The sequence below is a fragment of the Delftia sp. Cs1-4 genome, from assembly GCF_000214395.1.
Classification (GTDB): Bacteria; Pseudomonadota; Gammaproteobacteria; order Burkholderiales; family Burkholderiaceae_C; genus Comamonas; species Comamonas acidovorans.
This window is the reverse complement of the sequence record NC_015563.1, coordinates 1609320-1625822: the sequence shown is the minus strand read 5'-3', so window position 1 is coordinate 1625822 and position 16503 is coordinate 1609320. Positions and strand designations below refer to the sequence as shown.

17 protein-coding genes and 1 tRNA gene are annotated in these 16503 nt (G+C 63.0%); 6 read left to right on the top strand and 12 right to left on the bottom strand.

The window, feature by feature from the left end; all coding sequences use genetic code 11:
- The 12 genes from nuoF to rpsO form a co-directional block, all read right to left on the bottom strand.
- Positions 1-1359 (bottom strand): NADH-quinone oxidoreductase subunit NuoF, encoded by a 1359-nt coding sequence (gene nuoF, locus DELCS14_RS07210; protein ID WP_013801062.1) that lies wholly within the window; start codon positions 1357-1359, stop codon positions 1-3.
- Entirely contained in the window at positions 1356-1847 is a 492-nt protein-coding gene (gene nuoE, locus DELCS14_RS07205) for an NADH-quinone oxidoreductase subunit NuoE (RefSeq protein ID WP_012206975.1), read from the bottom strand. The genes nuoF and nuoE overlap by 4 nt, the downstream gene beginning before the upstream one ends.
- Entirely contained in the window at positions 1844-3097 is a 1254-nt protein-coding gene (locus DELCS14_RS07200) for an NADH-quinone oxidoreductase subunit D (protein WP_013801061.1), read from the bottom strand. Before DELCS14_RS07200 ends, nuoE begins: the two co-directional genes overlap by 4 nt.
- 32 nt (positions 3098-3129) lie before the next feature.
- Positions 3130-3738 carry an NADH-quinone oxidoreductase subunit C gene (locus DELCS14_RS07195; protein ID WP_043783660.1) on the bottom strand — a complete coding sequence of 203 codons (609 nt, stop codon included), beginning with the start codon at positions 3736-3738 and terminating at the stop codon, positions 3130-3132.
- 10 nt (positions 3739-3748) lie between these two features.
- Positions 3749-4228 (bottom strand): NADH-quinone oxidoreductase subunit B, encoded by a 480-nt coding sequence (locus DELCS14_RS07190; RefSeq protein ID WP_012206978.1) that lies wholly within the window; start codon positions 4226-4228, stop codon positions 3749-3751.
- 23 nt (positions 4229-4251) lie between these two features.
- Positions 4252-4611, bottom strand: a complete 360-nt coding sequence (locus DELCS14_RS07185; RefSeq protein WP_012206979.1) for an NADH-quinone oxidoreductase subunit A — start codon at positions 4609-4611, stop codon at positions 4252-4254.
- A 73-nt stretch (positions 4612-4684) separates the two neighbouring features.
- Positions 4685-4769: transfer RNA gene (locus DELCS14_RS07180), tRNA-Leu, on the bottom strand.
- A gap of 117 nt (positions 4770-4886) precedes the next feature.
- A complete protein-coding gene (gene secG / locus DELCS14_RS07175; protein ID WP_012206980.1) occupies positions 4887-5279 on the bottom strand; it encodes a preprotein translocase subunit SecG in 393 nt (130 codons plus the stop codon).
- 58 nt (positions 5280-5337) lie between these two features.
- Complete coding sequence (gene tpiA / locus DELCS14_RS07170) at positions 5338-6084, bottom strand: triose-phosphate isomerase (protein WP_013801060.1); 747 nt, start codon at positions 6082-6084, stop codon at positions 5338-5340.
- 2 nt (positions 6085-6086) lie between these two features.
- Positions 6087-7088: an NAD(P)H-quinone oxidoreductase gene (locus DELCS14_RS07165; protein ID WP_012206982.1), complete on the bottom strand. Its 1002-nt coding sequence runs from the start codon at positions 7086-7088 to the stop codon at positions 6087-6089.
- 119 nt (positions 7089-7207) lie between these two features.
- A complete protein-coding gene (gene pnp, locus DELCS14_RS07160) occupies positions 7208-9469 on the bottom strand; it encodes a polyribonucleotide nucleotidyltransferase (protein ID WP_013801059.1) in 2262 nt (753 codons plus the stop codon).
- A 207-nt stretch (positions 9470-9676) separates the two neighbouring features.
- A complete protein-coding gene (rpsO, locus tag DELCS14_RS07155) occupies positions 9677-9943 on the bottom strand; it encodes a 30S ribosomal protein S15 (protein ID WP_012206984.1) in 267 nt (88 codons plus the stop codon).
- Positions 9944-10746: 803 nt separating this feature from the next.
- Between rpsO and DELCS14_RS07150 the strand changes: the two genes are divergently transcribed.
- From DELCS14_RS07150 to DELCS14_RS07125, 6 genes are read left to right on the top strand one after another with little or no spacing between them, the layout of a single operon-like run.
- Positions 10747-11310, top strand: coding sequence for a GspH/FimT family pseudopilin (locus DELCS14_RS07150; RefSeq protein WP_013801057.1), 564 nt, complete (start codon positions 10747-10749; stop codon positions 11308-11310).
- On the top strand, positions 11301-11921 hold the full coding sequence (pilV, locus tag DELCS14_RS07145; protein ID WP_013801056.1) for a type IV pilus modification protein PilV: 621 nt from the start codon (positions 11301-11303) through the stop codon (positions 11919-11921). The genes DELCS14_RS07150 and pilV overlap by 10 nt, the downstream gene beginning before the upstream one ends.
- Positions 11918-12793 carry a PilW family protein gene (locus DELCS14_RS07140; RefSeq protein ID WP_013801055.1) on the top strand — a complete coding sequence of 292 codons (876 nt, stop codon included), beginning with the start codon at positions 11918-11920 and terminating at the stop codon, positions 12791-12793. The genes pilV and DELCS14_RS07140 overlap by 4 nt, the downstream gene beginning before the upstream one ends.
- A complete protein-coding gene (locus tag DELCS14_RS07135; protein ID WP_013801054.1) occupies positions 12790-13554 on the top strand; it encodes a pilus assembly protein in 765 nt (254 codons plus the stop codon). The genes DELCS14_RS07140 and DELCS14_RS07135 overlap by 4 nt, the downstream gene beginning before the upstream one ends.
- A 15-nt stretch (positions 13555-13569) precedes the next feature.
- A complete protein-coding gene (locus DELCS14_RS07130) occupies positions 13570-15966 on the top strand; it encodes a PilC/PilY family type IV pilus protein (protein WP_013801053.1) in 2397 nt (798 codons plus the stop codon).
- An 8-nt stretch (positions 15967-15974) separates the two neighbouring features.
- On the top strand, positions 15975-16400 hold the full coding sequence (locus tag DELCS14_RS07125) for a type IV pilin protein (protein ID WP_013801052.1): 426 nt from the start codon (positions 15975-15977) through the stop codon (positions 16398-16400).
- The last annotated feature ends 103 nt before the right edge of the window (positions 16401-16503 follow it).

Sequence of the window (16503 nt, the reverse complement as noted above, 5' to 3'; positions counted from 1 at the left end):
TCAGGCGGCGTGGACCGCCTGCTTGGAAGCGTTCTGGATCTTCGCTTCAAACTCGTGGCGGAAGTGCTTGATCATGGCGCGCACCGGCATCGCTGCCGCATCGCCCAGCGCACAGATCGTGCGCCCCATGATGTTCACGGACACCGAGTCCAACAGCTCGATGTCTTCAGGACGGCCTTCGCCGTGCTCGATTCGGTTGACCACGCGCCACAGCCAGCCCGTACCTTCGCGGCAAGGGGTGCACTGGCCGCAGGACTCGTGCTGGTAGAAGTAAGACAGGCGCAGCAGGCTCTCGACCATGTCGCGCGAGTCGTCCATCACGATCACGGCGCCCGAGCCCAGCATGGAGCCGGCCTTGGCGATGGAATCGTAGTCCATCGTGCATTCCATGATGATGTCAGCCGGCAGCACGGGCGAGGACGATCCACCGGGGATCACCGCCTTGAGCTTGCGGCCCGTGCGCACGCCACCGGCCAGCTCCAGCAGCTTGCTGAAGGGCGTGCCCAGCGGCACTTCGTAGTTGCCGGGCAGGTTCACGTCGCCGCTGACCGAGAAGATCTTGGTGCCGCCGTTGTTGGGCTTGCCGCACTCCAGGTACGCAGCGCCGCCGTTGCGGATGATCCAGGGAACGGCCGCAAAGGTTTCGGTGTTGTTGATGGTGGTGGGCTTGCCGTACAGGCCGAAGCTGGCCGGGAACGGCGGCTTGAAGCGCGGCTGGCCCTTCTTGCCTTCCAGCGACTCCAGCAGCGCTGTCTCTTCGCCGCAGATATAGGCGCCGAAGCCATGGTGCGCGTGCAGCTGGAAGCTGAAGCTGCTGCCCATGATGTTGTCACCCAGGTAGCCGGCAGCGCGGGCTTCCTCCAGCGCGGCCTCGAAGCGCTCATAGGCTTCGAAGATTTCGCCGTGGATGTAGTTGTAGCCCAGGGAGATGCCCATCGCGTAGGCGGCGATGATCATGCCCTCGATCACGATGTGCGGGTTGTGCACCAGGATGTCGCGGTCCTTGCAGGTGCCAGGCTCGCCTTCGTCCGAGTTGCAGACCAGGTGCTTCTGGCCCGGGAACTGGCGGGGCATGAAGCTCCACTTCAGGCCCGTGGGGAAACCTGCGCCGCCGCGGCCGCGCAGGCCCGATTCCTTGACGGTGGCGATCACCTGGTCCTGGGTCAGGCCTTCGCTGCCATCCTTGCCCAGGATCTTGCGCAGCGCCTGATAGCCGCCGCGTGCCTCGTAGTCCTTGATGGACCAGTTGGCGCCGGTCAGGTCGGCGTAGATCTGCGGATTGATGTGGCGGTCGTGAAAGCAGGTTTCGCTGCCCGAAGAGGCAAACTTGGCCAGGACCGATTGTGCGGCGGCGTTCATGCCTTGCCCTCCGCGGCGCGCAGGCCGTCGATCAATTCGTCGAGCTTCTCGTTGCTCATGAAGCTGCACATGCAGCGGTCGTTCACCAGCATCACCGGCGAATCCGCGCAGGCGCCCAGGCACTCGGACTGCTGCAGCGTGAACATGCCGTCAGGCGTGGTCTCGCCCATCTTGATGCCCAGACGGGATTCCAGATGGTGCAGCGCCTTGTAGCCGTCGCGCAGCTGGCAAGGCAGGTTGGTGCAGACGTTCAGCTTGTACGTGCCCGTGGGGCGCTGGTTGTACATGTTGTAGAACGTGGTGACTTCGTGCACCGCGATCTCGGCCATGCCCAGGAACTCGGCAATCACGGCCTCGCTCTCGGCGCTGACCCAGCCCTGCTCCTGCTGCACGATGGACAGGCAGGCCATCACGGCAGACTGCTTCTGGTCGGCCGGGTACTTGGCCACCTCGCGCGCAAAGCGCTCCTTGGTCGCTTCGGTAATCATCGGTCAACGTCTCCAAACACGATGTCCAGGGTACTCAGCACCATCACGGCGTCGGCCAGCATGTGGCCTCGGCACATTTCGTCCATGGCGGACAGATTGGCGAATCCCGGCGGACGGATCTTCAGGCGGTAGGGCTTGTTGGCCCCATCGCTCACGATGTAGATGCCGAACTCCCCCTTGGGGTGTTCGATGGCCGCGTAAGCCTCGCCTTCGGGCACGCGGAAACCTTCGGTGAAGAGCTTGAAGTGGTGGATCAGCTCTTCCATGTTGGACTTCATGCCTTCGCGCGGCGGCGGGGCAATCTTGTGGTTGTCCACGATCACCGGGCCCGGGTTGGCACGCAGCCAGTCCACGCACTGCTTGATGATGCGGTTGGACTGGCGCATTTCGGCCACGCGCACCAGGTAGCGGTCGTAGCAGTCGCCGGTCTTGCCCACGGGCACGTCGAAGTCCATGCGGTCATAGACCTCATAGGGCTGCGACTTGCGCATGTCCCAGGCCACGCCGGAGGCACGCAGCATGGGGCCGGTCAGGCCCAGGTTCATGGCGCGCTCGGCCGTCACCACGCCGATGTCCACGTTGCGCTGCTTCCAGATGCGGTTGTCGGTCAGCAGGGTCTCGTACTCGTCGGCGCACTTGGGGAAGCGCTGCGTGAAGTCGTCGATGAAGTCCAGCAACGAGCCGTGGCGGTTGCGGTTCATGATCTCGACCGAGCGCGCATTGCGCACCTTGCTGGCCTTGTACTGAGGCATGGTGTCGGGCAGGTCGCGGTAGACGCCGCCCGGACGGAAGTAGGCCGCGTGCATGCGCGCACCCGAAACCGCCTCGTACATGTCCATGAGGTCTTCGCGCTCACGGAAGGTGTAGATCAGCGTCGTGGAGCTGCCCGCATCGTTGCCGCTGGAGCCCAGCCACATCAGGTGATTCATGATGCGGGTGATCTCCGAATACATCACGCGGATGTACTGGGCGCGGATGGGCACCTCGATGCCCAGCAGCTTCTCGATGGCCAGGCAGTAGGCGTGCTCGTTGCACATCATGGACACGTAGTCCAGCCGGTCCATATAGGGCAGCGACTGGATGTAGGTCTTGCTCTCTGCCAGTTTTTCTGTCGCACGGTGCAGCAGACCGATGTGCGGGTCTGCGCGCTGCACCACTTCACCGTCGAGCTCCAGCACCAGGCGCAGCACGCCGTGCGCTGCCGGGTGCTGCGGACCAAAGTTCAGGGAATAGTTCTTGATTTCAGCCATGGTCGTCCATCAAAAAGGCGCCTGGAGCGCCTTCAGTGCAGGCCCCCGTAGTTGTCTTCGCGGATGATCCGCGGCGTGATCTCGCGGGGCTCGATGGTGACCGGCTGGTACACCACGCGCTGTTGCTCGGGGTCATAGCGCATTTCCACATGGCCCGACAGCGGGAAGTCCTTGCGGAAGGGATGGCCGATGAAGCCGTAGTCGGTCAGGATGCGACGCAGGTCGTCATGGCCGTCGAAGACGATGCCGAACAGGTCGAACGCCTCGCGCTCGAACCAGTTCGCACCCGCCCAGACGGAAGTGACGGAAGCCACCACCGGGAAATCGTCGTCGGTGCAAAAGACACGAACGCGCAGGCGCTGGTTCAGGCTGATCGACAGCAGGTGGGATACCACGGCAAAGCGCGGGCCTTCACGCCCGACTTCTGCATAGGTGGAGTAGTCCACGCCGCACAGGTCCACCAGGACCTCGAACCGGCAATCCGGGGCGGTGTGCAGAACCTGCATGGCCTCCAGATACTGGGCGGCGGACACTTCGACCGTCACCTCGCCCAGGGCCACGGTCACGCTGCGCGCCTTGTCGCCCAAGGCAGCAGCCACCACATCCCGAAGCACTTCGGGGTGAATCGCAATAGCAGTCATCATCTAGCCCTTAGACGCGAGCGATGGTATGGGTGCGGCGGATCTTCTGCTGCAGCTGGATGATGCCGTAGATCAGGGCTTCCGCCGTGGGGGGGCAGCCAGGCACATAGACATCGACCGGCACGATGCGGTCACAGCCGCGCACCACGGAATAGCTGTAGTGGTAGTAGCCGCCGCCGTTGGCGCACGAGCCCATGGAGATGACCCAGCGGGGCTCGGACATCTGGTCATAGACCTTGCGCATGGCGGGCGCCATCTTGTTGCACAGGGTGCCGGCCACAATCATCAGGTCCGACTGCCGCGGGCTGGCACGGAAGACTTCCGAGCCAAAGCGACCGATGTCGTAACGCGCCGCCGCAGCGTGCATCATCTCCACCGCGCAGCAGGCCAGACCAAATGTCATGGGCCACAGCGAGCCCGTCTTGGCCCAATTCACCACAGAGTCGTAACTCGTGGTGATGAAGCCTTCTTTCATCACGCCTTCGATCATCGTGTTTCCTTAGTGAACCCGCTTCAGTCCCAGTCCAACGCACCCTTCTTCCATTCGTAGACAAAGCCCACGACGAGAACGGTCAGGAAAATCAGGACAGCGGCGAAACCAGCCCCACCCACGTCCCGAAGCGCAACGGCCCAGGGCAGCAGAAAGGCGATTTCCAAATCAAACAGGATGAACAGGATGGCGACGAGGTAGTAGCGCACATCGAACTTCATGCGCGCGTCTTCGAAGGCCTCGAAGCCACATTCATAGGGGGAGTTCTTGGCGGCATCGGGTCGGTTCGGACCCAACACATACCCCAGTACCAGGGGGACTACGCCGACACCCATGCCGACGAGAATGAACAAAAGAACGGGAAGATACTGGTCGATGTTCATCGTGTGCGGCTACCTTGAAAGGCATGCCCGCACCGATCAGCCTGATCAGCAGGGCAGGCTCTTAGTTATATCTTGGTGCCGTCGGCGAGACTCGAACTCGCACAGCTTTCGCCACTACCCCCTCAAGATAGCGTGTCTACCAATTTCACCACGACGGCAAGTCTTGATTTCGGCTGGCTCTTTATCTCCGTTGCAAAGATTCCGCCTACCGAACAATCTCTAGATTCTACTCTGAAAAACCCTCGGACCCGGAGGACCGAGGACTTTGTTCGAAATTATTTCGTGGGGATCTGGGCAGCGCCTTCAGCACCGGCAGCAGGCGCCTGGCCTGCAGCAGGAGCAGGCACTTCGCCAGCAGCGCCAGAGGCCGCAGGAGCCGGAGCCGTGATGGGTGCGGCACCTTCCAGCACGCTGCCCGAGCTGACGGGACGCGCATTGCTCAGATAGGCCAGCGCCAGCGTGGCCACGAAGAACACCGTGGCCAGGCCTGCCGTGGAGCGCGACAGGAAGTTGGCGCTGCCCGAGGCACCGAACAGGCTGCCGGAGCTGCCGCTGCCGAACGAGGCGCCCATGTCGGCACCCTTGCCGTGTTGAATCAGGATCAGGCCGATCATGCCGAGAGCCGACAGCATCTGAACGGCGAGGATCACGCTTGCGAATGCATTCATTGGTTGTACCTGCTAGTAACGCGAGAGCTAAAAAAGCGAATGGAAAAACCGCCCCGGCTTACTGGGCCGCAGCGATGATGGTCAGAAAATCGGCCGCCTTGAGCGACGCTCCGCCCACCAGGCCACCATCAATGTCGGCCTGGGCCAGCAGCTGGGCCGCATTGGAGGCATTCATGCTGCCGCCGTACAGCAAGGCGATGCGATCGGCCTGCTGGCTGGCAGCCGCCAGTTGGGCGCGCAGCACGGCATGCACCTGCTGGGCCTGCTCCGGTGTGGCGGTCCTGCCGGTGCCAATGGCCCAGACGGGCTCATAGGCCACGACCAGCTCATTGATGCACTGGCCCACCTGGTGGATCACGGCCGCCAGTTGGCGCTTGACCACTTCTTCGGTCTGCCCCGCCTCGCGCTCCGCCAGCGTTTCGCCCACACAGACGATGGGCGTGACGCCCTTGGCCAGCGCAGCCTGCGCCTTCAGCGCCACCACGGCATCGGTTTCGCCATGGTACTGGCGACGCTCCGAGTGCCCCACCAGCGTATAGCGCACGCCAAAATCCCGAAGCATTGCGGCCGACAGCTCGCCCGTATAGGCACCCGATTCATGCTGCGACACGTCCTGCGCGGCCACGCCGATGGCCGAGCCTTCAAGCTCGGCCTGGGCCTGGGCCAGATAGACGGCAGGCACGGCCACAGCCACGCCCGCATTGCCCCCCTCGGGCAGACCCTCCTTGAGGGCCTTGAGCAAAACGGCATTGGCAGCCAGGCTGCCATTCATCTTCCAGTTGCCGACGATGAGTTTCTTCTTCATGGTTACCACGTCAAAACGATTTTGCCGGTGTGCTGACTCGACTCCATCAGCGCGTGCGCCTTGTCGGCATCAGCGGCAGCAAAGGTGCTATGGATCACAGGACGAATGCCGCCTGCCTCGATGAGCGGCCAGACCTCGCGGCGCAGGGCCTGTGCGATGGCCGCCTTGAAAGCCACAGGCCGCGGACGCAGTGTGGAGCCCGTCACCAGCAGACGGCGACGCAGGACCAGGCCCGCGTCGAACTCTGCCTTGATGCCACCCTGCACCGCAATGATGACCAGGCGGCCATCCTCTGCCAGGCTTTGCACTTCGCGCGCCACATAGCCACCCGCCACCATGTCCAGGATCACGTCCACGCCCCTGCCTTCGGTGATGCGCTGCACCTCCGCGGCAAAGTCCTGCGTACGGTAGTTGATGGCATGGTCGGCACCCAGCTTGAGGCAGTCGGCGCACTTGGCGTCGGAGCCAGCGGTCACGATGACCGTTGCGCCGCGCGCCTTGGCCAGCTGGATAGCCGTCACGCCGATGCCGCTGCTGCCACCCTGCACCAGCAGGGTTTCGCCCGCCTGCAAGGCACCGCGGTCGAACACATTGCTCCAGACGGTAAAGAAGGTCTCGGGCAATGCCGAAGCCTCCACCTCGCTGAGCCCTGCCGGGATGGGCAGGCACTGGGCCACAGGCGCAACGCAGTACTCCGCATAGCCACCGCCGGCCAGCAGCGCGCACACGCGGTCTCCCACGCGCAGGCCTGCCAGCCGCATGGCTTCGTCGTCGCCCGACACGATCACCCCAGCCACTTCCAGCCCGGGCAGATCGGAGGCGCCCGGCGGCGGAGCATAGTGCCCCTTGCGCTGCAACACATCAGGGCGATTGACACCACTGGCCGACACCTGAATCAGCAACTCCTGCGCACCCGCAACGGGCAGCGGACGCTCGCCCAGGCGCAATACCTCGGGAGCACCAAAGTCCGTGAGTTCCACGGCACGCATGATTTGCTTTTCCATCTTTCGACCTCGCAATCCCTGTCAAAAATGCCACAAGCGCTGAACAGGTCAGCGCTTTTTGCCAGTCACCACATGCACCTGCAAGGCCACCCCCTTTTGGGGAATGGCCTTGCCGGGCATTACTGCTGCTGTTGCTGTTGCTGCTCGCCCTCGGCAGCCGGACGGCCGCCGTCACGGGGCTCGCGGGGTTCACGCGGCTCGCGGAACTCGCGCTGCTGGCGGGGCTCACGCGGCTGGCGGAACTCACGCTCGGCAGGCGCGGGGCGCTCGCTGCGCTCCATGCCGGCAGGACGCTCGGTCAGCGCCTTCAGCGACAGCTTGACACGACCCTTTTCGTCGGTCTCCATGACCTTGACCTTGATGATCTGGCCTTCCTGCAGGTAGTCGGCGACGCGCTCCACGCGCTCGTGGGCAATCTGGCTGATGTGCAGCAGACCGTCCTTGCCGGGCAGCAGGTTCACGAGAGCACCGAAGTCCAGGATCTTGGTGACCGGGCCTTCGTAGATCTTGCCGATTTCGACTTCGGCCGTGATCTCTTCGATGCGGCGCTTGGCTTCATCGGCCTTGGCGGCATCGCTGGAGGCGATGGTGATGGTGCCGTCTTCGCCGATGTCGATCTGCGTGCCGGTCTCTTCGGTCAGTGCACGGATGGTGGAGCCGCCCTTGCCGATCACGTCACGGATCTTCTCGGGGTTGATCTTCATCGTGTACAGCTTGGGAGCGAAGGACGAGATCTCGGCCTTGGCTTCGCCCATGGCTTCCTGCATCTTGCCCAGGATGTGCATGCGCGCTTCCTTGGCCTGGGCCAGGGCGACCTGCATGATTTCCTTGGTGATGCCCTGGATCTTGATGTCCATCTGCAGCGCAGTGATGCCGCTGGTGGTGCCGGCCACCTTGAAGTCCATGTCGCCCAGATGATCTTCATCACCCAGGATGTCGGTCAGCACGGCGAAGCGGTTGTCTTCCTTGATCAGGCCCATGGCGATGCCGGCCACGTGGGCCTTCATCGGAACGCCTGCATCCATCATCGACAGGCAGCCGCCACAGACCGAAGCCATGGACGAGGAGCCGTTGGACTCGGTGATTTCCGACACCACGCGGATGGTGTAGGGGAATTCTTCCTTGCTGGGCAGGCAGGCCGCCAGGGCGCGCTTGGCCAGACGGCCGTGGCCGATTTCGCGGCGCTTGGTCGAGCCCATGCGGCCCACTTCGCCGGTGGCAAAGGGAGGCATGTTGTAGTGGAACAGGAAGCGGTCCTCGAACTCGCCAGCCAGCGCGTCGATGCGCTGCGCGTCGCGCTCGGTGCCCAGCGTGGACACGACCAGGGCCTGCGTCTCGCCGCGCGTGAACAGGGCCGAGCCGTGCGTGCGGGGCAGCACGGAGTTGCGGATTTCGATGGGGCGCACGGTGCGCGTGTCACGGCCGTCGATGCGCGGCTCGCCGGCCAGGATCTGGCTGCGAACGATGCGTGCCTCGATGTCGAACAGCATGCCTTCGACCTTGACGCCGTCGAACTCCACGCCCTGGGCCGTCAGGCCGGCCTTCACGGCGGCGTAGGCTTCGCGGCAGGCTTGCGTGCGGCTTTGCTTGTTGCGGATCTGGTAGGCCGTGCGCAGGGCTTCGTCACCCAGTGCAGCCACCTTGGCGATCAGCTCTTCATCCTTGGCGGGAGCAACCCAGTCCCAGACGGGCTTGCCGGCTTCGCGCACCAGCTCGTGGATGGCTTCGATGGCGATGCGACCTTGCTCGTGGCCAAAGACCACGGCGCCCAGCATCACGTCTTCAGGCAGTTGCTGCGCTTCGGACTCCACCATCAGCACGGCGGCTTCGGTGCCGGCCACAACCAGATCCATCTGCGAATCCTTGCGCTGGGTCTGACCGGGGTTGAGCACGTACTCGCCATTGATGTAACCCACGCGGGCAGCACCGATGGGGCCATTGAAGGGAATGCCCGACACGGACAGGGCAGCCGAGGTGGCGATCAGGGCGGCGATGTCGGCATCGACTTCGGGGTTCAGCGACACGGTGTGGATGACCACGTGCACGTCGTTGTAGAAACCTTCGGGGAACAGCGGGCGGATCGGGCGGTCGATCAGGCGGCTGGTCAGGGTTTCGAGTTCGCTGGGCTTGGCTTCGCGCTTGAAGAAGCTGCCGGGGATCTTGCCTGCGGCGTAGGTCTTCTCGATGTAATCGACGGTCAGCGGGAAGAAGTCCTGGCCGGACTTGGCCTGCTTGGACGCCACCACGGTGGCCAGCACCACGGTGTCATCGATGTTGACCAGCACGGCGCCGGAAGCCTGGCGGGCGATCTCGCCGGTTTCCATGGTGACCGTGTGCTGGCCCCACTGGAAGGTCTTGGTGACTTTGTTGAAGATGGACATTGTTGCTCCTTTGGAATGGGTGGACCGATGCACTCATCGGGCCATGATGGAGAGCAATTCAGAACACGATGCCATTCCAGTGCTGGATTCACTGCTATCAAATCAGCAGCACTGGAATGACACAGCTTCGCTCTGTCTTGCATTCTCCGAAGTAAAAAACGCCTGAGCTAGACAGGCTAACTCAGGCGTTTTGATCTCCCACCGTGCTTACTTGCGCAGGCCCAGCTTGGCGATCAGTGCGGTGTAGCGATCAGCGTCCTTGGACTTGAGGTAGTCCAGCAGCTTGCGACGACGGCTCACCATGCGCAGCAGGCCGCGACGACCGTGGTGGTCCTTGGCGTGTTGCTTGAAGTGAGGGGTCAGCTCGTTGATGCGTGCGGTCAGCAGAGCCACTTGCACTTCTGGGCTGCCAGTATCGTTGGCAGAGCGTGCGTTGGACTTGACGACTTCAGCCTTCACGGAAGATGCGATCATTTTTTTTCCTTTGAAATTGGCCCCTCACAGACAAAAGCAGGGAGGCAGCCTTGGTTACTTGCGCCGGGACTGGAAAGGCCCCGACGTGCGTCTTGCACCATGCAAAACCCTGGGATTATAACAAGCGCGCCCTGTCCAGCTTCCACACATGCTTTGTGGCCCCACACCGCGCCGGCCGACAGCCCGCCCAGAATGCCGCGAAACCTGCAGACATTCATAGATCACGGGAGGGCAACACCATGGCGACGCGTTTTTCATTCACTGCTGCAACCTGGCGCGCACATCGGCAGCAATGCACCCTGCTCTGCCTGGTCGCGGCCCTATGCCTGGCCCTGCCGGCCCAGGCGAGCCCTCACCGCTCCGACACATCGGCCGCGCAAGGCGCCAAGCGCAAAAAAGGCGGACAGCGGGTCCGTGTTCCAACCCAGCGCAGCAGTTCCGAGGAATCGCCCGAGCAACGCGACAAGCGGCTGTACCGCGAATGCCAGGGCCGGCACAACGCAGGGGCATGCACCGGATATACCCGGCCGCCACCCGGCAGACAGCAGCGCTGAGCGTTCCCCCAACAAAAAAACAGTCCTACCCCGGAGTCCGATAGCGGCAAAGCCGGCAATACCTTGTCACCATTGGATTTTTTGACGCATCGTCATGCCGGATGACTCTGCACCAACGGTATGACTCCTAATTGTTGAGGACAGAAACAGATTTGTCCGAAAGACATGCACGAAGAACCCCAATAGATTGAGCAGCGCGCAAAAACAACCAGCGCTTCGCAAGCAGATCGTGGGGGAGGGATTCAAGACATGTCATCGACCTGGCCTCAGGCCCACCCGGGCGCAAAAGGCTTCACGGCCATCGAGCTGATGGTGGTCGTCGCCATCCTCGCCGTGCTCACCACGCTGGCAGCACCCAGCTTCCACCTCATCATCGAGCGATGGCGCGTTCGCCAGACCGTGGAGGGCCTGCAGTCGACGCTGCAATACGCGCGCTCCGAAGCCGTCCGGCGCGGGGGCGGCGTCTTCATCCAGAAACTACCCCAAGGCACCAACGGCTGCACTCTGGCTGCACGTCACGCGGACTGGGGCTGTGGCTGGGTAGTGTTCATTGACCGCAATGGCAACAAGCGCTGGGATCCCCGGGAAGAACTACAGCGCTTCGACACTCCCGCTCGCACCCTTGTCATCCGCTCCAGATCCGCCGCCATCATCAGTGTGGACCGATGGGGACAAATGGGTGGATTCACGGCCATGGGCTTTGCTGTCGCCCCGTCTTCCGCCGGCCTCGTCTCTGCTGCAGCGAAAGGCATCTGCGTTTCGGCCGGCGGACGCATCCGGGTGGTCGGCCGGGAGGGCATTCCATGCGCCTGACAAGTACCCACGCTCGGCACGCCAAAGGCTTCACCCTGATTGAAACCCTGGTTGCCACCGTCGTCACGGCCTTGGGTGTTCTGGGAATCCTGAGCCTGCAGATGCGCACCCTGGCCGACACCCAAAGCGGCGTGCGCCGCGCTCAGGCCATCCGGCTGATCGAAGACTTCAGCGAGCGCACCCACGCCAATCCCAACTCCCTCGGGCAGATGGGCAATTACGAATCCGATTGGGATCACACCCCTGAATCCACCGCCGACTGCAGCGCCACACCATGCGACCCGGAAACGCTGGCCAGCTACAACCTCGCGCTGTGGAAGGCTTCCGTGCACCAACTGCTGCCAGGCGGAGCCGCCAAGGTCTTCCCTGCAGCAGACGACACCAGCAACGGACGGCACCTGGGCATCGTGATCAGCTGGCGTGAAAACGAGAAATCCAGCAAAGCCGACTACAAAAAACCCATCGGACTCCATAGCGATGGCACACACGGCGACGAAGCCATGGCCTGCCCCACCGGCAGAACCTGCCACCTGCAATACATAGCGCTCAGCGCTCGTTGCGCGCCATATCTTGCCAACAACGCAGTCCAGTTCTTCTGCGCAAGCCCATGAAGCACACCCGCATCGCCGCCGCAACGCTTATGCAGCCTGATCAACGCGGCCTGAGCCTGGTCGAACTGCTGGTGGGCCTTCTCCTGGGACTGTTGATCATCGGCGTGGCCCTGGGCGCACTCATGGCATCACGCGCCGTCTCCGGCACCGTCAGCGATGCCAGCCAGCTGCAGCAGCAGGCATCCCACATCTTCCGCGTCATGGGCCGGCAGATCCGGCAGGCGGGGTCTCTTCGGCTGCTTCTCTCGTCTGCAAAAAAGGGAACAGACACCGTTGACGTGGCGGACCCCGTTGCATTCGAGGCGAGCGCACAAGATTTCGACCCTGCGCACGACACCATCCTGGGCCTTGATGCGCCAGGCCGCGCTCAATACAAGCTCACCGTGGGCTACAGCAACTACACGCAACCGCTGCACGGCTCGGCCATCGAAACTTCACTGCAGCGCAATTGCCTGGGCCAGGCCAACAGCCACAACCTGATCCTGAGCCGCTTTGCGCTGGACACCCGCAAAAACACCCTGCGCTGCACCGGAGCACCCTCTGCGGGAGCCCAGCCACTGGCCCAGAACGTCGCCAACTTCCAGGTGCGCTATCTGATCCAGTCGCCGAAAGGTGATGCACGCCTGCAGTACGTCAACGCAGCCGCCGTGGGCCAGGACTGGTCACGCGTCGTTGCCGCCGAGGTCTGTCTGGTGCTTTTCGGAACCGAAGTCATCAACATGCCCGTCGACAGCCGCTACACCGATTGCGCAAGCAGTGACGGCACAGCCGAATCCATCGACATGACCACACTGCCGGCGCCCAGGACCCGGCGCCTGCACATGGTCTTTCGCAGCGTGTATCAGTTGCGCAGCCAGGGGATGGCTGGATGACCGCCAAAGCAGCAGGCATGCGGCATGCCCACACCTGTGCCGCGCAGCGCCAGAAAGGCGTCGCACTGTTCATCGTGATCACCCTGGTCATGCTTTCCATGCTGCTGGCACTTTGGGCATCGCGCAGCGCCCTGTTCAACGAAATGTTCGTGGGCAACGATGCCGACTACCAACGCGCCCTCGAAGCTGCACAGGCATTGCTGCAGGATGCCGAACTGGACATTCGAGGCGAACAGGCCAACGGCGCCGCCTGCATCGCCAACAGCAGCCGTCCATCCGTCTGCCGCAACGCTGCAACCATCACCCAGTTTCCCCAGGAAAGCCAGCAGGTAGGTCTGCTGTTGGCCAACCTGAACCAAGCCACCCCCACAAGCTGCAGAGACGCCCTGTGCACCAAGCGCACAGGGCCTCAGGACTTCTGGAACAACGTGGACGAGACCAAAGGGATCACGCTGAGCCAGATGACCGCCACCGATGTAGCCGCACGCTACGGCCAGTTCACGGGCGCCATTTCTGAGGGCAAGAGCAATCCCATCCTGGCAAGCCGTGAGACAGGAAAGGGGGCGTGGTACTGGATAGAGATCCTGCCCTATGACGCCAACGCAGGGAACTCAGGTCTCATCGCAAACGACTCACCCCGTCTGGCCCTCTACATGCAGCCCCAGGTGATCTATCGCATCACAGCCATCGCTCACGGCCGCAAGAACGCCACCCAGGTGGTGCTGCAACAGACCTATGTCCGCCAGAAGCGCCGCGACTGATTCAGAACGTCTGACATGCCTTATCTCTTCCAACCTGAGTTCCGCCCCCTCCTGCTGCCAACCGTGATCGCCGCCGTCCTGGCCGCGCAAAACAGCCAGGCTCAACGTTTCTCTGAGGCAGGTACGCCAGTTTCCCTGGCACAGAGAGAAGACAAAGAATTTGCCACGCCCATTGAAGACTGCCTGACAGGCCAGCCAGCCAATGCCAAGGGCCGCAGCAGCTCCGCCACGTCCAACGGCAGCGTGATTGCACAGGCAGGCGTGGACATATTCACGGCCCGCTACAGTGCCAAAGCTGCCTGGAGCGGCTGGATCAGCGCAGAAACGGTCCAAGCCGACGGGAGCATCACCGCAGCAGCCGGCTGGCAAGGCAAAAGCACGGCTGACCACCTGGATGCACTCAGTGATCAACAGGTACTCAATGAACGCCTGATCCTGACCTGGAGTGACAGACTGCAAAGGGGCGTGTCTTTCAAATGGCATGAGCTGGACCGCCCCCAGAAGGCCTCTTTCAGCGTCGATGCCGAAGGCAGGGCAGACAAACTGGGCAAGCACAGGTTCAACTTCATACGTGGCGACCGCCGCATGGAAGCTGCGGGACAACCGCCGCGCCCTGGCCCGGCCCACCCTTTTCGCCAACGCGGCTCGCGCCAGGGCGATATCGTCAACTCCCAGATCTGGCACACCGGCCACCCCGTGGACAACTCGCCTTTGCCGGGCTACGCGGCCTATGCACTAGCCCAGCAGAAGCGCCAGCCCATGATTTACGTGGGCGGCAACGACGGCATGCTGCACGGCTTTTCTGCCACTGACGGCAGCGAGAAGATCGCCTACATCCCCCGTGGCGTGATTTCGGGGCTGGCACGCCTTTCCGACCTCGACTACGACACCCGGCATCGCTACTTCGTGGATGGCTCTGCCATGAGCGGCGACATCAACTCAGGCAGCCATGCATCCCCACAGTGGCGCACCGTGCTGGCAGGCATGCCGGGCGCCGGTGCCAAAGGCTACTTTGTGCTGGACATCACGCACCCAGAGGCTTTCAACGAACACGGCACCGGCACGCTGGTCCTGCTGGACCGCACCCAGACCCGCAACAGCGATCCTGGGGACTGCGCCATCTCCGCCGACCTCTGGCAGCGCACCACTTGCCAGGAAGACAAGGACCTGGGCCATATCCTTGCGGCCCCCGTGCGGGACGATGCCAACCCGCAACGCAGCATCCAGATCACGCAGTTGAACAACAACCGCTGGGCTCTGGTGACGGGCAACGGCTACCACAGCATCAACCAGCGCCCCGTGCTGCTGATCCAGTACCTCGACGGCAACCAGGAGCTGCTGCGCATCGTGGCCACAGGCGACATCCCCACCGGCACCACACCGGAGACTACCAACAATGGGCTCTCTGCCCCACGCCTCGTGGACATCAATGGCGATGGCCGGCCCGATGTGGTCTATGCGGGCGACCTCCAGGGCAATCTGTGGAAATTCATCATCGCCAGCGATGCCTCTTCCGCTTGGGGCATGGCCTTCAACGGCCGGCCGCTGTACACCGCCATGGGTGGCAGTTCGCCAACGGCCTCTCGCGCACTGCGCCAGCCCATTACCGCCCCTGCGTCCGTACGCGCCAATGACCGGTACAGCGTCACCACAGAACCCTCGGGAAGCAATGAACGCGTGACTGTGGGCGGCATGCTGGTGGCATTCGGCACAGGACGCAACATCAACCAGCAGGACACTGGCAACACGGCGGTGCAGAGCATCTATTCCATCCTCGACAACACCCGCTACAAGCTGCTCGCGGACGGCCGGGTACAGCCTTGCAAGGGTGACTCGGACTCTGAGTGCAAGCTGCCTGCAGGGCAGCGTCCAGCCCCTGTATCCGGCCTCGGTGAGCTGGCCAAACGCTCGGTGAACACTCAGACGCAAGGGATCGTAGGCCGTGGCACCTGGCGAGTGGACTCCGCCACCGACCTCGACTGGACGCGGCATAAAGGCTGGTACATGGACCTTCCCCTGTCAGGTGAGCGCCTGCTCAAGCCGATGAGCTTCTACGACGGCAGCAACCTCCTCGCGATCTACAGCCAGATACCCGCCAGACCCTCCAGGCGTCCTGGTGAAGCCATAAGCCGCCCCGCTGACGCCTGCAGTGTGAGCGAGGAAAGCCAATTTCTGACGCTCATGAACATCATGGATGGCAAGCGGCCCAGTGTTCCATTGATGGACAGCAACGGCGACGGCGTCTACGACACGGCCGATCAGGAAGCCTCGCGCGCAACCGTCTCCGGGGGATCCCAGACATTGCTCAAAAAAGGCCATCACGCCATTGGCTACGACACCGATGGCCGCCTCAACGTCCTCGCCCGCATGCCCGAGCAATCCCTGCGCCCCAGCTGGCGCCAAATGAAATGAGCCGCACAATGCGCCGCCCTCCTCCCCCGGGCTTCACACTCATAGAACTCATGATCGTCGTGGCCGTCATAGTCATCCTCGGCACCGTCGCCGTGCCCAGCTACAACGAATACATCCGCGGAGTCCACCGCGCCGATGCCCGCGCAGGCCTGCTGCAGGCCCAGCAATGGCTGGAGCGCGCAGCCACGGCCAACGGGGTCTACCCAACCAAGCTGCCTGCAGACCTGACTTGGACCCGTGATTCCAGCAAGCGCTACACCATCGACTTTTTGGCAACCAGCGGCCACGACGACGACACTTACACCCTGATCGCCACGCGCCGTGGCTCCCAGCTCAATGACCGATGCGGCGATTTCACGCTGACCCATACGGGCGAGCGCGATGCGCGCGGCCTGGGTGTGAATACCACGGCGGTGGAGTGCTGGGGGCGGTAGTCTTACAAGTTCAGAGTGCCAGCTTCCTGACCTGTTAATGCGCATCCGCGACACAAGGACCCAAGGAGATCCGAGTGAGCGCGTCTACCTGGTAGGTTTACGC

Bases quoted from the DNA above. Each gene is read 5' to 3' on its own strand.
- nuoF (WP_013801062.1), bottom strand. From the start codon at position 1,359: ATGAACGCCGCCGCACAATCGGTCCTGGCCAAGTTTGCCTCTTCGGGC.
- nuoE (WP_012206975.1), bottom strand. From the start codon at position 1,847: ATGATTACCGAAGCGACCAAGGAGCGCTTTGCGCGCGAGGTGGCCAAG.
- DELCS14_RS07200 (WP_013801061.1), bottom strand. From the start codon at position 3,097: ATGGCTGAAATCAAGAACTATTCCCTGAACTTTGGTCCGCAGCACCCG.
- DELCS14_RS07195 (WP_043783660.1), bottom strand. From the start codon at position 3,738: ATGACTGCTATTGCGATTCACCCCGAAGTGCTTCGGGATGTGGTGGCT.
- DELCS14_RS07190 (WP_012206978.1), bottom strand. From the start codon at position 4,228: ATGATCGAAGGCGTGATGAAAGAAGGCTTCATCACCACGAGTTACGAC.
- DELCS14_RS07185 (WP_012206979.1), bottom strand. From the start codon at position 4,611: ATGAACATCGACCAGTATCTTCCCGTTCTTTTGTTCATTCTCGTCGGC.
- secG (WP_012206980.1), bottom strand. From the start codon at position 5,279: ATGAATGCATTCGCAAGCGTGATCCTCGCCGTTCAGATGCTGTCGGCT.
- tpiA (WP_013801060.1), bottom strand. From the start codon at position 6,084: ATGAAGAAGAAACTCATCGTCGGCAACTGGAAGATGAATGGCAGCCTG.
- DELCS14_RS07165 (WP_012206982.1), bottom strand. From the start codon at position 7,088: ATGGAAAAGCAAATCATGCGTGCCGTGGAACTCACGGACTTTGGTGCT.
- pnp (WP_013801059.1), bottom strand. From the start codon at position 9,469: ATGTCCATCTTCAACAAAGTCACCAAGACCTTCCAGTGGGGCCAGCAC.
- rpsO (WP_012206984.1), bottom strand. From the start codon at position 9,943: ATGATCGCATCTTCCGTGAAGGCTGAAGTCGTCAAGTCCAACGCACGC.
- DELCS14_RS07150 (WP_013801057.1), top strand. From the start codon at position 10,747: ATGTCATCGACCTGGCCTCAGGCCCACCCGGGCGCAAAAGGCTTCACG.
- pilV (WP_013801056.1), top strand. From the start codon at position 11,301: ATGCGCCTGACAAGTACCCACGCTCGGCACGCCAAAGGCTTCACCCTG.
- DELCS14_RS07140 (WP_013801055.1), top strand. From the start codon at position 11,918: ATGAAGCACACCCGCATCGCCGCCGCAACGCTTATGCAGCCTGATCAA.
- DELCS14_RS07135 (WP_013801054.1), top strand. From the start codon at position 12,790: ATGACCGCCAAAGCAGCAGGCATGCGGCATGCCCACACCTGTGCCGCG.
- DELCS14_RS07130 (WP_013801053.1), top strand. From the start codon at position 13,570: ATGCCTTATCTCTTCCAACCTGAGTTCCGCCCCCTCCTGCTGCCAACC.
- DELCS14_RS07125 (WP_013801052.1), top strand. From the start codon at position 15,975: ATGCGCCGCCCTCCTCCCCCGGGCTTCACACTCATAGAACTCATGATC.